Below are 14,150 nucleotides of genomic sequence, written 5' to 3'. Positions count from 1 at the left end.
AATCCTTCCATCGATGTCCCAACTGCCGCATCCGCTTCAGCGGAGCGTCTCCTTGAATCTGCCAAAGTAGTGCTAGGCCCCGGAGGCAAAACCACCGCTATGATAGCCGCAGCACTGCCTATATAACTACGCCGTCGGCTAAAATCGCGACCGATTATTTCGTTTGAGTTTCTGGATATTGCATCTTGAAGAGCACTGCCCTCGCCCGCCTGTTGCAGGGGATCACGAAGCCTTCTCACGACAAGCGTCCCTCGATCGAGACCTTTGCGGATATCGACACGGACCGGCTCGCTGCCGAGCTCAACCTTGCCGGCCGGGGAAGAGAACGCGGCGGCAACGAGGAGCCTGCGACGTCATCCGAGACGATGGACTCGGTCGAGACCCAGATCATCGAGCGCATCGAGGCCGCAAAGAAGGCCGCTCATGCCACCATCGAGGATGAGTTGCGCACTTATGCCGAACGCCTGGCGGCTCTCGATTTCGAGGACAGGTTCACGCAGATCCAGCATACCGCCCCGGCAGCCGTCGGCGATTTCAAGCTGGAAGCACGCGCGGGACGCGACGACCTTTATGCGCTGCGTCGCAACCTGCGCGACCTCGACGCCGAGCAGCAGGCCTTCCGACGCAAGCACAAGATCGACCGCACCGCCCGTGTTCATGGCGGGGCAGCGACCTTCCTGAAAGTCGCCCTCCTCATCGTGATGTTCGTGGTGGAAGCGTTCGCGAATGGCAACTTCCTGGCCAAGGGCAGCGAACAGGGCCTGCTCGGTGGCGTGACCGAAGCCATTTCCTTTGCCGCCCTCAACATTTTCGGCACCTTCATCATCGGCCATTTCGGCGTCAAGCAGATCGCCCACAACAGCGTATTCCGCAAAGGCATGGGGGTGCTGGCCTTCTGCTTCTACGTGGCCTTTGCCCTCGGCCTCAATCTCGCCTTGGCCCATTATCGCGACGTCTCTGCCCAGTTCCTGGAGGGAGGCGGCGAGCGGGTGATGCAGGTCATGGCCACCACCCCCTTCCAGCTCCGCGATCTCAATTCCTGGCTGTTCTTCGGGCTTGGCCTGATGTTCTCCGTGGTCGCCCTGATCGACAGCCTGACCTTCTCGGATGCCTATCCCGGCTATGCCGAAGTCCAGCACCGCCTCGAATCGGCGAGGGACGCCTATCGCGACCGCAGGGCGGAACTCGATGAAAACCTGAAGGACGTTCGCGACGAATATCAAGACAGGATGCAGGATATCAGCAGCGACCTGTCCCTGCGGCGGGGCGAGTACGAGGCCATCATCGCCAATCGCGCGCGCATGCTGAAGCTCTTCAGCCAGCATCAGGACCATCTGGAACGAGCGGCCAACACGCTGATCGGTTTCTATCGCGAGGCGAATGCCAAGGCTCGCAAGACGCCGCCTCCGGCCCGTTTCGCAAGCCCCCTCTCGCTTGCAAAGGTCAGCGTGGAGGCCAACACCGAGGGCGAATGGAGCCTGCGCGACCTGCGATCCCGCATCGAACAGATCCAGGCGATGCTGACGGCCGAGGTGAAGGAGATCCACACCGCCTACCAGACCACCATGGACGAATATCAGCAGCTCGACGACGTGGTTCCCGAGCCGGGGATGGGTGATGGCTCGAAACAGGCGTAGGCGCTCGCGCGGTGGAGGTGGTTTGCCGCAATACATCATGGGCGGCCTCCTGCTGCTGGCGGCCGCGGCGGTGGCGATCGGCTTTGCCTATCTCAAGCTGACGGCCAAGGTTCCGCCGAAACTCGATGCGGAGCTGTGCCCCGTCGATGGCCCGACATCCATGACTATCGTCCTGCTCGATGCCTCCGATGCCCTGCCGCCGATCGGCCGTCAGCAATTGGCGACGGAGCTCACCGATCTGGCCGAGGCCACGCCCGAATACGGCCTGTTCGAACTGCGCGTCCTCGAACCCAACGCATCGGGCGGTGCCGTGAAGTTCCGGGCCTGCAATCCGGGTGACGGTTCGAGCGTGGACGCCCTCACCGGCAACAAGGAGCTTGCCAGGCGGAAATGGACGCAGGGGTTCAAGCAACCGCTCGAACGAGCCTTGGCGGCGGATCTGGCCGGTGTTCCCTCCGACAATTCTCCGATCATGGCGACCATCCAGGCGATTGCCGTCGAGCGATTCACGGGAGCCAGGTCGGACAATGTTGCCAAGAAGCTGGTCATCGTCTCCGACATGATCGAGAACGGACGGGATTACAGCCAGTATCGCGGCGACCTCTCCTTCGCCCGTTTCAAGAAGTCGGTCGCCTACAAGCAATTCAGGACCGATCTTCACGGTGCCGAAATAGGCATCAAATATGTGCAGCGCCAGAAGCCGCCGATCGACAGCGTTGCCCATATCCGGTTCTGGCAAGAATGGATCGCCGACAATAACGGCAGGTTCGACAGCGCCGATCGCCTGCAGGGAGTGAACTGACGATGGTCCAGGACAAGGCCTGGTCGACGACCGACAGCGCCATCAGTGCCAGCCTCTTCAGCCTGTTCGTCCTGGCGGGCAGCGCCTACATCATCGCCGCCAAGCTGATGCACTATCCGGCCTTCCTGGTGACATCAGTGCCGGTTGCGGTGATGGTGGTCTACGCGCTCGTCATCGTCGTGCTGCGGCGCTTCCGCCTGCGCTTGGACCAGGCAGGCGACAACATCTACTATATGGGCTTCCTGTTCACCCTCACGAGCCTGGGCGTCTCGCTCTATCAGTTTCAGGCCGAGGGGGCAGTAGAGGAAATCGTCCGCAATTTCGGCGTCGCAATTGCCTCGACCATCGCCGGTGTCGCCCTTCGCGTGCTGTTCGGGCAGATGCGGCAGGATCCCTACGAGGTCGAGCTGGCCTCGCGCCTGGAACTGTCGGAAGCCACCCGGCGGGTTCGCCGGGAGCTGGATACCATCGTGGTCGAAATCGCGAATTTCCGCCGTTCCTCCCAGCAGATGATCATCGAGGGATTTGGGGAAGCCCGCGAGGGCGTGCGGGATGCGACCAGCAGGGCTCTCGGCGACTTCGAGGATCTGACCCGGAAGGCCGCCGGGCCGATCGAGGCCAGTGCCGATGCCAGCACCACGATCCTGAAGGCCTTTGCCAAATCGGCATTCGAGAGCGTCGAGGCGGCCAATACGAAGTTTGCAGCGGAAACTGCCAAACTGTCCGAAGGGACGGACAGGCTCACGGCGACATTGGAGGCGGTATCGGACCACCTCAAGAGCCTGCAGGTACCCGCCAACGTCATCGAAGAAAAGCTCCAGCCTTCGGTCGGGGAACTGACGCAGGCCGTCTCCCAGCTGAGCAAGAGCCTCGCAACTTTCATCGAGCACAATTCGCCGATGGCACCGACCCAGCTTCTCGATACGGAAGCCAAGCGCAATGCCCGCATCGACAATCTGGCGGAGGCGATCGCCGGCCTGACACGGCAGATGGAAGAGGCTGCCGCCGCCAAGCAGAGCAGGCCGCTGCGATATATCAGGCGCCTCTTGCGCAGATCGGCGGCGGCCGATGCGTAGAGCGACCTCCATCGGCTCCGATGGGGCGGCCTATCGGCGAGGCATCGTCCTCGGTTTGACCATGGCCGAGATCATGCTGCTGCTGGTTTTCTGCCTGCTGATCGCCCTGACGGTCATGTTCAGCCGGGAGCAGGAACGCGCCAATCTTCTTGCCGCCCGCCTGAAGCAGGCCGAAGCGGCGCTCGCAAAGGAGCAGCAGACCTCGAAGGATCTCGCTGCACTCCTGGACGAGTTCAAACGTACCGGAGCAATTCCCCAGCAGCTCGATGATAGCTGGCGCAAGCTGGTCGAAGCACGCGGCCTCGTCGACAAACTGCGGGAGAACGGCGTCGATCCCGACCAGCTCAAGCAATATGCCGCGAAACTCAAGGACATCCTGCCCACGCTGACAGCCGATGTCTCGGGAGCCGATCTGGCAACGGCATGGCGCCAGATCGCCGAAGCGAAAAGCCGGATGACGACCATCGAGCTTGGGAATCTGACGGTCTCCGAGGTGGCCGACCTCATCGTCAAGGGTGCCAAGACACAGCAGGCCGAGCGAGAGGGGCGCGGCGAGCACGACTGGCCACCCATCATCAATCTGAGCGAAGCCAGTGGCTATAATTTCGCCATCGGCCGGGCCGACCTCACGGCGGATTTCGACAAAAAACTCAAGACGAACGTCGTCGAGCGCGTGGCGAAGATCGTCGCCGAATATGATGTCGACGTCGTCGAGGTGATCGGCCACACCGACGAACAGGCCGTCAACAACCGTGCTTCCAACCTGGATGGCAAGCTCATCCCTGCCCTGGCGGGCAAGGTGCAGATCGACGGCCTCACTCCGGCAGACAATGCGGGCCTGGGCATGGCCCGGGCCGTGTCCGTCGCCAGGGTCCTGGAGAATGACCCTCGTCTCAAGGGCGTGACGGTCCTGCCTCTCTCCGGAGGCCAGATGATCCTGCCGGGGGACAAGGTGACCGACGGATCCGTGAGGGGCGACGTCAAGGAACGGCGCCGGATCGAGATCAGGGTGCGAAGGTCCGAAGGCAAGGCGGCGAGCGGCCTCCGGCCTGAATCAGGAACGCACCCCTGACCCGACGCACCAAGCATCTTATACCAGTCCGGACAATGTTTGACCTGTGCCTGCAAAGGGGGCGCTGTCATTCCCGGCGCCGCCGCAGGCGGTGGGAAGGGAATCCAGGGGCCGAGAACGTCGCTTGTCACTCCTGGATCCCCTTCCCTCCCAGTCACAAGCAAAGCTTGTGACGTGCTCGCCGGGGGTGACAGGTCCGTCTTTCTGCGATCGGCTATCACATGGAGAACAAAGCGCGCGTCAAGGCATGGTCGGGATCGACGAGCCCATCCAGGATATTGAAATGGTGGCGATCGGGCTCCTCGACGACATCGGTCTCGATGCCGAGGCCTCGCCAGATATTGCCGAGCAGCGCATTCTGCCGCAGGAACTCGGAGGTCTCCCGGGCACCTGCCCAGCAGATCAGCTTGCTGCCGGGCAATGGCTCGAGCAGAGCCGGGCTCTCGCTTTTTGCTTCGTTCATGTCGATCTTCAGCGTCGCATTGCGGGCGATATGCATCAGCGGCCGAAGGTCGTGCAGGCCTGAAACGGAGAGCGTTCCCACGATCCGGCCGTGGAGTTCGCCGGGGAGCGGCGTCGTCTGGCTGATCATGCGCGTCACCAGCTGGCCGCCGGCAGAATGGCCGATCAGCCGGATCGGCCCCGGCACGATGCCCGCGGCCGCCACGATGGCCTGGCCGATCGACTTCGTGATGTCGGCGATACGCACCTCCGGAGCGAGCGGGTAGCTGGGTATCGCCACCGCATGGCCATGCGCCAGCGCCCCCTGCGCGAGATGCGACCAGAAGCTCTTGTCGAGCGCCATCCAAAATCCGCCATGGACAAGGACGACCAGGCCCGCAAGGCCTCCCTTCGGATAGAACAGATCGAAACGCTGGCGTGGATCGTCGCCATAGGCGAGATCCAGCCTTGCACGATCCTCGGCGACGAGCGCATCGCGTGCCAGCCGGGCAGGGTCCACCCAGGCCTGCGGCCACGCCTGACTCCCGGGAATGTTGGCTGCGTTGTCGTAAGCCCAGGTCCAGTCGACCACCCGATATCGCATCTTACTCTCGCTTTCAGGCCCGTCATCCGGCAGCGGGGCTCGCCTCCCCCGATCCCACCGCCCGGAACGACCTCGTCTCAGTCATTGGCTTCCGGCGGCAGGAAATCGACGTCATGCTCGGCCGAGGCGCGTAGGACGGCTTCGACATCGGACATGTTGTGCAAGGTCTCGAACAGGTCGCGCAGCCTGCCGGCGGGCGACACCCAGAAAAGCGCTCGAGCCGGCTTGTCCGACTTGTTGAAATAACCATGCGGGATGCCGCGCGGCATGCGCACCAGGTCGCCGGGTTTGGCGGTCTGCCAGGTTCCGTCGAGTTTCAGCTCCAGCTGCCCCTCCAGCAGAAAGATGAATTCATCCTGCGTCGGATGGATGTGGACCGGCACGAACTGGCCGGGTTCGGAATTCGCCTCGAAAGCGAAAGTCGACCCGCAATCGGCCTTCGGGAAATAGCGCTGGCCAAGGATGTTCCATTCGACCTGCTCATAGCCCTCGCCGTGCCGCGTGATGCCGCCATCCAGTTCCGTGGTCATCGTGATCCCTCCCCTTTGGTCTAAATTCGATATTCGCAAGAAAAGGCAGACGCCGCCCTCGGGCGGCGCATGCTTTGAGATCATAACCTCGTCCAGATTTCCTGAAACGAGTCTTTTCCGCAAAATGGCCCCTCTCCCGCCGAATTCGCGCTGCGTCTCGGGCAGGCACGCCGGCGGCAGCGCACGAAGCGCCGTGTGCTCGCAGAAGTGTCGTCTGCGCCCTACATGGCAGCCTGCTTTCGCGCCGCCGCGCATTCGGCAGCGAGGAAATCGAGCAGCGCACGAACCGACGGCAGCAAGCCTCGCCGTGAGGGAAAAACCGCATGAACGATGCCGGCATTGGGTCGCCAGTCCGGCAGGACATGGACGAGCTGTCCCGCAGCGACGTGCCGCCAGACGGCCATGGTGGGCAGTTGCGCCACGCCCACGCCGGCAAGCGCCGCATCGCAAAGTGCGGCCATGTCGCCGGTCACCAGCCGTGGCAGATGCCTGACCTTGGCGCTTTGCCCATCGGCATGTTCGAGCTGCCAGTGATACTCGCGCTGCGGAGGCCCGAGGGTGGCGCTCGGCAGGCGGTCCAGATCGGCCGGGGAGGCTATGGGGCGCCCGGCCAGAAGGCCTGGGCTGGCCACCAGGCATTGCGTGCTTGTGTCGAGCCGCCGCATGACGAGTTCAGTCGGTTCAAGGGGCGGGAAACGCACGCGAATGGCCACGTCGAAGCCTTCGGCAATCACGTCGACGCGCCGGTTGGTGCTTTCCAGATGGATCTCGATGGCCGGATACGCAGCGAGAAAGCGCGCAAAGAGCGCCCCAAACTGAAAATTGATCAGCGCTACCGGGCAACTTACCCGGATGATGCCACGCGGCTCGGCCTGCACCTGCACGATCACCTGTTCGGCGGCCTCGGCCTCGACCAGCATGGCAACACAACGATCGTAATATTCACGGCCGATCTCCGTGACGGAAAACCGGCGAGAAGAACGATTGAGCAGTCGCACACCCAGCCGATCTTCCAGTTGCTGGATGCGCCGGCTGAGCTTGGACTTCTGCATGCCGCCGGCTCGCGATGCCGCAGCGAATCCGCCGTGATCGACCACCTGCACGAAATAGAAGAGGTCATTGAGATCCTGCATCGTCCCATTGATAGGACGCTGCATCGGGGTAAGCAATCTTCCGGGTCAGTCGTCCCGCTGATATTTCCAATTCTGCCGGTTCTGCCTTGGAAGCCGGGCTGGTTTTCCCAATCGGGGCGGCCGAAGCGCCCGCGCCGTTCTGCCCGCCGAGAATACTTCTCCGCGCGGAAAGGAAGTCGGGCGCCTGCAGAAGAAAGGAACGACCCATGTCGAGCGAACCCGTGCGCGATCCGCAATCGGATCAACTGCTGACACCGCAGAATGCGGCTTTCATCATCATCGATTATCAGCCTGTCCAGGTGAATTCGATCGCTTCGATGGATCGCCAGCTGCTGCTCAACAACATCGTTGGCTGTTCGAGGGCGGCGGTCACCTACGGGCTGCCGATCGTCCACTCGACCGTAAACGTGCAGACAGGTCTCAACAAGCCGCCCGTTGCACATATCCGCAAGGTGCTGGGCGACTATCCCACCTATGATCGGACCAGCATCAACAGTTGGGAGGACATTGAATTTCGCAAGGCCGTCGAGGAAACCGGCCGAAAGAAACTCGTCATGACCGCTCTGTGGACGGAGGCCTGCCTCACCTTCCCGGCGCTGGACGCATTGGCTGAAGGTTACGAGGTCTATGTTCCTGTCGATGCGGTCGGGGGGACCTCGGTTGCGGCCCATGAGGCAGCGCTGCGGCGCATCGAACAGGCGGGCGGCAAGCTCATCTCGACCGTCCAGCTCTTCTGCGAACTTCAACGCGACTGGAAGCGCAGCCAGACCGTTCCGGCATTCCTGGATCTGTTCATCCAGACGGGCGGGACCCCCGGCATCCAGTTCACTTACGACAAGGCCGAATAGCATTCGCCCTAGCGTACCCGCCAGTCCCTGTGAGGTTACGGGGGCTGGCCGGCATGGATCGGCATTTGGTGGAATAGAGCCGCCTTGATTATCGGCCTCGCCGCCGCATCTGCCATCTCGAGGGCCGATCGTCCTCGGCCTGTCCCAGTCCGTATAGAATGTCCGCCACGGTGGTCTTCAGCTTGGCGGCCAGCTTCACCGCAACGTCGGGAGGGATCGATTCTCGGCCGGCCGCCCATATCTCAAGCTGGGCGAGATCCACGCCCACCCGCCTTGCCAGCCATGAAGGGTCCATGCTGGCCTGGCTCATCGCCTGAGCCAGGCCATTGGGATATTCAGCGGCCATCTTGAGTCACAAGTCCGTGGGGAAGCCTATCGCTATCATCATAGTCACCTTGGGCGGTGAATATGACAGAAAGAAGCCCGCTCTATGCACTCCAGCCCTCGGCTTGACCTTGCCCCCAAGTTTTAAGCTATCTCGGGAGCTTGGTAAGTCTGCCCGCGATGCTGGAGCAATTGGCAGGCTGCTTCCAGGAGAAGGTCAATTCAGCCATCACCGCAATGCCTGTCGGCGGCTCATCCGGCTGCCGCCAGCGGGTCGCGCAGCCTGGTGATGGCATCGACCAGGAAGTTGCAGGCGACGAAGATCGCCGCGGTGAAGATGGTCGTGCCGATCACCACGGGAAAATCCCCGTCCAGCGCGGCGTTGATCGCCAGCCTGCCGACACCGTCGAGGCCGAAGATCTGCTCGGTAACGATCGCCCCGCCCATGATCACCGCCAGTTCCAGCCCCGCCAGGGTGATGATGGGGTTGAGAGCGGCCTTGAGCGCGTGACCGACCTGGATGCGCCATTCGCTGAGCCCCTTGGCCCGGGCGGTGCGGATATAGTCCGCGCCCAATACGTCCAGCATGGCGGCGCGCACCACGCGCTGGAAGATGCCGATCTCTGCGATCGCCAGCGTCAGCCAGGGCAGGGCCAGATGACAGGCCCATTCGAAGGGATTGTCGAAGAACGGCACATAGCCGCTACTCGGGAACCAGTCGATGCCCACGGTCGAGAGCTGGTAGAACAGGAAGAAGGACAGCAGCATCCCGGAGAGGAAGGTAGGGACCGACAGGCCGACATAGGCGATGGCCGCCAGCGCATGGTCGAGCAGGGAGCCCGGCCGCCGCGCCGCCAGGATGCCCAGCACCAGCGAGACCACCATCCAGATGACCAGCGCTCCCAAAGCGAGCGAGAAGGTCACGGGCACCTTGTCGAGGATCAGCTCGGTGACGCCCGTCTGCTTGCGGAAGGAATAGCCAAGGCCCGGCGGCCAGTGCGCGAGCCCCATCGCCGCACCCTGAATGTCCGGCCCACGATAGAGATATTGCCAGAGCTGGACATGCCAGGGCTCATCAAGGCGCAGCGCATGGGCGACCGCATCGATCGCCTGCTGATTGGCATTGCGCGGCGCCAGCATCACCGCCGGATTCCGGTAGGCGAGGCGCGTGATGAAGAAGGCGATGACGAGGACGATCAGCAAAGTGGAGATCGCCCGTACGGCGAGGCCGAGAATGAAGCGCAGCATGATCCCTCCCTCAACGCCGATGGGGATCGAGGACGTTGCGCAGGCCCGCGCTCAGCGTGTTGAAGCCCACCACCGTCAGGAACAGGGCGATGCTCGGCCCGAGCAGGAACCAGGGCTGCAACTGGTAGAGCGAGGAGCGCTGGGCATCCGCGATCATGTTGCCCCAGCTCGCCGTCGGCGGCTGGATGCCGACGCCCAGAAAGGACAAGGTCGCCTCGGCCACGATATTGTTGGGCAATTGCACGGCCCAGTAGACCAGGGCGACCGGCGCGACATTGGGCAGGATCTCCCGGATCAGGATCCGCCGGCGGCTTGCCCCCAGGGTCTGCGCTGCCTCGACGAAGGGGCTGTGCCGAAGCGAGAGCACCAGCCCCCGAGTCAGGCGGGCGAAATAGGTCCAGGAGAACAAAGCGATGATCAGCACCACCACCAGCACGGGATCGGCGATCGGTTGGCCGTTGGCCCCGCGATTGAGCGCCAGCAGGCTGAGCGCCGTCACCACGAAGGGAAAGGACAGGGCCACGTCGATGCCCTGCGAAATCACGCGGTCCGCCAGCCCGCCGAAATAGCCGGCGATCAGGCCGATCGAAGTGCCCACCACCATGGCGAGCGTCGTGGCAGGGATTGAGACCAGCAGGGAGATGCGCGCGCCATAGAGGGTGCGGACCAGGACATCGCGGCCATCGCCGTCGGCGCCGAGCGGAAAGGCCCAGCCCGGCCCAATGGGCAGGCCATCTTCCGACAGGGCGATATCGCTGAATTGCTCCGTCGGCCCATGGCCGAGCCAAAGCGCTACCAGGGGCGCCAGCAGCGCGGCGGCCACCACCGCCAGCACCAGCAAGCCGCCGAACCGCACGGAGGGTTCGGCCAGCACCGCCGCTATCCCGGACGGAACCTGCCGCACCGCGCGGTCCGGCTCGGACCTGCCGGCGAGCGCCGTTTCGGTGACGTCAGCCATGCACGGCCAGCCTTCTGGGCTCGTCCGCTTCCCTGGCCCTCCGTCCCGGAATCGCGGCGATCAATGCCTGGGTATAAGCTTGGGTTGGATGGCGGAAGACTCGCGCGGTCGCCCCCTCCTCCACGATGCGGCCGGCCTGCAGCACCAGCACGCGATCGCACAGATCGGCCACCACGCCGAGATAGTGGGAAATGAACAGGATGGAGACGCCGAGCCGGCTCCTGAGTGAGCGCAGCAGCGCGATGATTTTCGCCTGCGTGGTGATGTCGAGAGCCGACACCGGTTCATCCGCCACGATCACGCGCGGCTCCAGCGCCACCGCGCGGGCGATGGCGATCCGCTGGCGCTGCCCCCCGGAGAGCTGGGCGGGGTAGCGGTCGAGCACGTCCTGGGGCAGTTCCACCACATCGACGAGGTCGCGAATGCGCGCGCGGATCTGCGATGCGGACAGCTCCGTGTTGATGATGAAGGGCTCGGCCAGAATGGCGCCGATCCGCCGCCGCGGATTGAGGCTGCCATAGGGGTCCTGGAACACCATCTGGATGGCGGAACGTTGCTGTCCGGTGAGGGTTGTAGCGCCGGCATGGGCATAGACATTGTTGCCGAGCCGGACCTGGCCCTCGTCAGGCCTGTCCAGTCCGACGACGATGCGGCCGATGGTCGACTTGCCCGAGCCGGACTCGCCGACCACGCCGAGGATCTCGCCCTCGCGCAGGGCAAACGAGACCCGGTCGAGCGCCTGCAGCGTGCCCTCGGCCTTGCCGCCTCGGCGAAAGCGGCGGGAAATCCCCTCCACCGTCAGCAGGGGCTTGGTCTCCACGGGTGCGGCGGTGCCGAGGGCCAGCCCGTGGCGCGCCGCTCCCAGCAGCAGCCTGGTATAGGGTTCCTTCGGTGCGCCATAGATGCGCGCCGCCGGCCCCTGCTCCACCACGCTTCCCCCGCGCATCACCACCACGTCGTCGGCGATGTCGTTGACGACGCCGAGGTCATGGCTGACGAAGATCAGGGCCATGCCATGGCGCTCCTGCAATTGGCGCAGGAGCGTTAGGATGGCGGCCTGCACCGTCACGTCGAGCGCCGTGGTCGGCTCGTCGGCGATCAGCAGGTCCGGGCCGAGCGCGATCGCCATGGCGATCATCACGCGCTGGCGCATGCCGCCGGAGAACTGATGAGGGTAATCGTCGATGCGCCGGGCGGGATCGCGAATGCCGACCTCGTCGAGCAGATCGAGGATGCGCGTGCGCAGGGCCGACCGCCCTACGCGCTGGTGGGCCGTGATCGCTTCGCCGATCTGGCTGCCGATCGTCTTGAGCGGATGCAGATTGGAGAGCGGATCCTGGAAGACGAAGCCGATCTGCGCGCCGCGCAGGCGGCGCAGCCGGCCCACCGACAGGCCGAGAAGCTCAGTGCCGCGATGGCGCGCGCTGCCCGACACCGCCGCCGAGGGGGGCAGCAGGCCGGTCGCCGCCAATAGCGACACGCTCTTGCCGGAGCCGGATTCGCCGACGATGGCCAGGGTCTTGCCGGCCTCGACGGCGAAGGACACCCCATGCACCACCCGCGTGGGATGCCGGCGCGTTCCAAAGCTCACATCCAGATTATCGACCGAGAAGATCGCCATGGCCGCCTCTCCTGCGCCCTGCCGCTATTTGCGCAGGGCGATGTTGGTGATGTCGGCCTGCACGGCGAGCGAGGACCAGGTCCACAGCGCGATGCGATCGGAGGTGATGGCGACCTTGCGCTTCTCGAACAGGGGGATCCAGGGCAGGTCGGCGGAGACGAGGCGATCGGCCTTGGCCCAGACCGGGCCGGGATCATCGGAGGGGAAGGCCTCGGTCGCCAGTCTGTTGAGCTCCTTGTTGGAGTAGCAGATCGCATAGACGTTGCCGGTGCCGCAGGGCGAGGCATCCGAATTCAGCCAGCCCCCGAGCAGCATGCGCGTGCTCGGCCCCTGCCAGTCGGGTGCGAAGGCGCCGCCGAGGAAGATGTCCCAATGGCTCTTGGGGTCCTGGATGTAGGAGCGGTACTGCGAGCTCGGCACCGGGATGAGGTTTAGGGTGAAGCCGGCCGCGGCCAGATCTTCCTTGAGCGTCACCGCGATGGCCTGCACCTGCGCCGTGGTCTGGTAGACCGCATCCAGCGTCACGCCATCGGGATAGCCGGCCTTGGTCAGCAATTCCTTGGCCTTGGCCGGATCGCCTGCGCTCTTGGGCGTGGCGTAGGGATCGAAGGGCTCGTGACCGAGGATCGTCGAAGTGATGATCTGGCCGAGCGGGAGAGCGGCGATCGAGCCGCCCTGGCGCTGGACGAGATGGGCCTTGTTCACCGCGTAGGCGAGGGCCTGGCGTACTTCGAGCTTGCGCAGGGCAGTGGCACCGGGGCCGGTGGCTTCCGGCCGGGCGTTGACGGTGATGAAATTGGCCGAGCCGCTGTTGGATGCATGCAGATAGGGGCTCTTCTGGGCCTGATACTGCCGGATCGCGGCCAAAGGCGGCACGTCGAGATAAAGCGACAGATCGGCCTCACCGGCGCGGATCTTCTGCACCACGGCATCTTCGGTATTGGTGGCGAAGTCGACGACGATCTCGTCGACATAGGCCTTGCGGGCCGGATCGGCGGCATGATTGTAGTTGGCCACCTTCTTGAGCACGAGCTTCTGGCCCTGATCGTAGGCCGCCACGTAATAGGGACCGCTCGAAGGCAGGTTCTTCCTGAACTCCAGCGAATCCGGGAAATATTTGGAGGCGATTTCCGGCGGCAGCGGGCTGACGAAGTTCATCGACAGGATGTTGAGGAAATCATAGTTCTTGCTGCCGGAACGCAGCACCAGCGTCCTGTCGTCCGGCGCGGAGACACCGTCGATGTCATGGGTATCGGTGAAGGCCTTGGTGGCGGCGAGATCGCCCGTCGGCACCTTGGCGAACTGCTTGCAGTAGTCGGCGAAGCCGGAAAAGGCGAGATTGAAATAGTTGATGGCCGCGACCTGCTTGTTGGGATCGCAGAAGCGCTTGATGCCATAGACGAAATCGCCCGCCGTGATCTTGCGCGTGGTCGAGCCGGAATAGGTGATGCCGTCGCGAAGATGGAAGGTGTAGGTCTTGCCGTCGGGGCTGACGTCCCAGGATTCGGCAAGGTCGGGCACCAGCTTGGTGTCATCCTTGATGTCGCCGGACGCGCCCGGATAGGTCACGAGCTGGCGCGTCACCGCCCGCAGGATCTCCCAGGAATCGGTGCTGTAGCCGGTCAAGGGATCGAAGGCGTCGAGATCGGGGTCGAGCGAGGCGATGCGCAGCGTCCCGCCATAGGGGACCTCGTCAGCCGCCTCTGCCGTGCCGAGAGCGAGGCCGCCCGTCAGCAGCAGGGCGGCCGAAAAGCGCGACGTCGAGCCGAGCAGCCAAGGACGAGCGAAATGCCGGGATTTCATAGTCTGTTTCCTGATGTATCGAAGAAAGGAGGAAGGTCGCGCGCCTTCGGGCG

Annotated in this window: 13 protein-coding genes; 5 read left to right on the top strand and 8 right to left on the bottom strand. The window is 64.0% G+C overall.

All coding sequences use genetic code 11. The features are described from left to right. The first annotated feature begins 185 nt into the window (after positions 1 to 185). The 4 genes from ABXS05_RS32765 to ABXS05_RS32750 are packed head-to-tail and all read left to right on the top strand — an operon-like array spanning position 186 to position 4,587. On the top strand, positions 186 to 1,637 hold the full coding sequence (locus ABXS05_RS32765) for a hypothetical protein (protein ID WP_367626789.1): 1,452 nt from the start codon (positions 186 to 188) through the stop codon (positions 1,635 to 1,637). A gap of 22 nt (positions 1,638 to 1,659) precedes the next feature. Beyond that, positions 1,660 to 2,439 (top strand): hypothetical protein, encoded by a 780-nt coding sequence (locus ABXS05_RS32760; RefSeq protein WP_367626788.1) that lies wholly within the window; start codon positions 1,660 to 1,662, stop codon positions 2,437 to 2,439. 2 nt (positions 2,440 to 2,441) lie between these two features. Next, on the top strand, positions 2,442 to 3,515 hold the full coding sequence (locus ABXS05_RS32755) for a hypothetical protein (RefSeq protein WP_367626787.1): 1,074 nt from the start codon (positions 2,442 to 2,444) through the stop codon (positions 3,513 to 3,515). Continuing rightward, the gene (locus tag ABXS05_RS32750; RefSeq protein ID WP_367626786.1) at positions 3,508 to 4,587 is read left to right on the top strand and encodes an OmpA family protein; all 1,080 of its coding nucleotides are present in this window, start codon (positions 3,508 to 3,510) and stop codon (positions 4,585 to 4,587) included. Before ABXS05_RS32755 ends, ABXS05_RS32750 begins: the two co-directional genes overlap by 8 nt. 217 nt (positions 4,588 to 4,804) lie before the next feature. Here the strand turns inward: ABXS05_RS32750 and ABXS05_RS32745 are convergent, their stop codons facing one another. The 3 genes from ABXS05_RS32745 to ABXS05_RS32735 all read right to left on the bottom strand — a co-directional run bounded on the left by ABXS05_RS32745 (position 4,805) and on the right by ABXS05_RS32735 (position 7,295). Beyond that, positions 4,805 to 5,632, bottom strand: coding sequence for a hormone-sensitive lipase (locus ABXS05_RS32745; RefSeq protein ID WP_311943610.1), 828 nt, complete (start codon positions 5,630 to 5,632; stop codon positions 4,805 to 4,807). Positions 5,633 to 5,709: 77 nt separating this feature from the next. Continuing rightward, complete coding sequence (locus ABXS05_RS32740) at positions 5,710 to 6,162, bottom strand: cupin domain-containing protein (protein WP_311943612.1); 453 nt, start codon at positions 6,160 to 6,162, stop codon at positions 5,710 to 5,712. Between the two features lie 221 nt (positions 6,163 to 6,383). Beyond that, positions 6,384 to 7,295: a LysR substrate-binding domain-containing protein gene (locus ABXS05_RS32735; protein WP_367626785.1), complete on the bottom strand. Its 912-nt coding sequence runs from the start codon at positions 7,293 to 7,295 to the stop codon at positions 6,384 to 6,386. Between the two features lie 206 nt (positions 7,296 to 7,501). Here ABXS05_RS32735 and ABXS05_RS32730 point away from each other — a divergent pair, with 206 nt between their 5' ends. Continuing rightward, complete coding sequence (locus ABXS05_RS32730; protein WP_311943421.1) at positions 7,502 to 8,143, top strand: hydrolase; 642 nt, start codon at positions 7,502 to 7,504, stop codon at positions 8,141 to 8,143. 88 nt (positions 8,144 to 8,231) lie between these two features. On the opposite strand, the gene ABXS05_RS32725 is transcribed toward ABXS05_RS32730, so the two are convergent. From ABXS05_RS32725 to ABXS05_RS32705, 5 genes are all read right to left on the bottom strand, one after another. After that, positions 8,232 to 8,489, bottom strand: a complete 258-nt coding sequence (locus ABXS05_RS32725; protein WP_367626784.1) for a helix-turn-helix domain-containing protein — start codon at positions 8,487 to 8,489, stop codon at positions 8,232 to 8,234. A gap of 230 nt (positions 8,490 to 8,719) precedes the next feature. Next, complete coding sequence (locus ABXS05_RS32720; protein WP_367626783.1) at positions 8,720 to 9,715, bottom strand: ABC transporter permease; 996 nt, start codon at positions 9,713 to 9,715, stop codon at positions 8,720 to 8,722. A 10-nt stretch (positions 9,716 to 9,725) separates the two neighbouring features. After that, entirely contained in the window at positions 9,726 to 10,673 is a 948-nt protein-coding gene (locus ABXS05_RS32715; protein ID WP_367626782.1) for an ABC transporter permease, read from the bottom strand. Beyond that, positions 10,666 to 12,294 carry a dipeptide ABC transporter ATP-binding protein gene (locus tag ABXS05_RS32710; protein ID WP_367626781.1) on the bottom strand — a complete coding sequence of 543 codons (1,629 nt, stop codon included), beginning with the start codon at positions 12,292 to 12,294 and terminating at the stop codon, positions 10,666 to 10,668. Before ABXS05_RS32710 ends, ABXS05_RS32715 begins: the two co-directional genes overlap by 8 nt. A 24-nt stretch (positions 12,295 to 12,318) precedes the next feature. Next, positions 12,319 to 14,097, bottom strand: coding sequence for an ABC transporter substrate-binding protein (locus ABXS05_RS32705; protein ID WP_367626780.1), 1,779 nt, complete (start codon positions 14,095 to 14,097; stop codon positions 12,319 to 12,321). Positions 14,098 to 14,150: the final 53 nt, after the last annotated feature.

This window comes from Labrys neptuniae (assembly GCF_040797145.1).
GTDB lineage: Bacteria > Pseudomonadota > Alphaproteobacteria > Rhizobiales > Labraceae > Labrys > Labrys neptuniae.
This window is presented reverse-complemented; position numbering and strand designations above follow the sequence as displayed.

Bases quoted from the DNA above. Each gene is read 5' to 3' on its own strand.
- ABXS05_RS32755 (WP_367626787.1), top strand. From the start codon at position 2,442: ATGGTCCAGGACAAGGCCTGGTCGACGACCGACAGCGCCATCAGTGCC.
- ABXS05_RS32750 (WP_367626786.1), top strand. From the start codon at position 3,508: ATGCGTAGAGCGACCTCCATCGGCTCCGATGGGGCGGCCTATCGGCGA.
- ABXS05_RS32745 (WP_311943610.1), bottom strand. From the start codon at position 5,632: ATGCGATATCGGGTGGTCGACTGGACCTGGGCTTACGACAACGCAGCC.
- ABXS05_RS32740 (WP_311943612.1), bottom strand. From the start codon at position 6,162: ATGACCACGGAACTGGATGGCGGCATCACGCGGCACGGCGAGGGCTAT.
- ABXS05_RS32735 (WP_367626785.1), bottom strand. From the start codon at position 7,295: ATGCAGGATCTCAATGACCTCTTCTATTTCGTGCAGGTGGTCGATCAC.
- ABXS05_RS32730 (WP_311943421.1), top strand. From the start codon at position 7,502: ATGTCGAGCGAACCCGTGCGCGATCCGCAATCGGATCAACTGCTGACA.
- ABXS05_RS32725 (WP_367626784.1), bottom strand. From the start codon at position 8,489: ATGGCCGCTGAATATCCCAATGGCCTGGCTCAGGCGATGAGCCAGGCC.
- ABXS05_RS32720 (WP_367626783.1), bottom strand. From the start codon at position 9,715: ATGCTGCGCTTCATTCTCGGCCTCGCCGTACGGGCGATCTCCACTTTG.
- ABXS05_RS32715 (WP_367626782.1), bottom strand. From the start codon at position 10,673: ATGGCTGACGTCACCGAAACGGCGCTCGCCGGCAGGTCCGAGCCGGAC.
- ABXS05_RS32710 (WP_367626781.1), bottom strand. From the start codon at position 12,294: ATGGCGATCTTCTCGGTCGATAATCTGGATGTGAGCTTTGGAACGCGC.
- ABXS05_RS32705 (WP_367626780.1), bottom strand. From the start codon at position 14,097: ATGAAATCCCGGCATTTCGCTCGTCCTTGGCTGCTCGGCTCGACGTCG.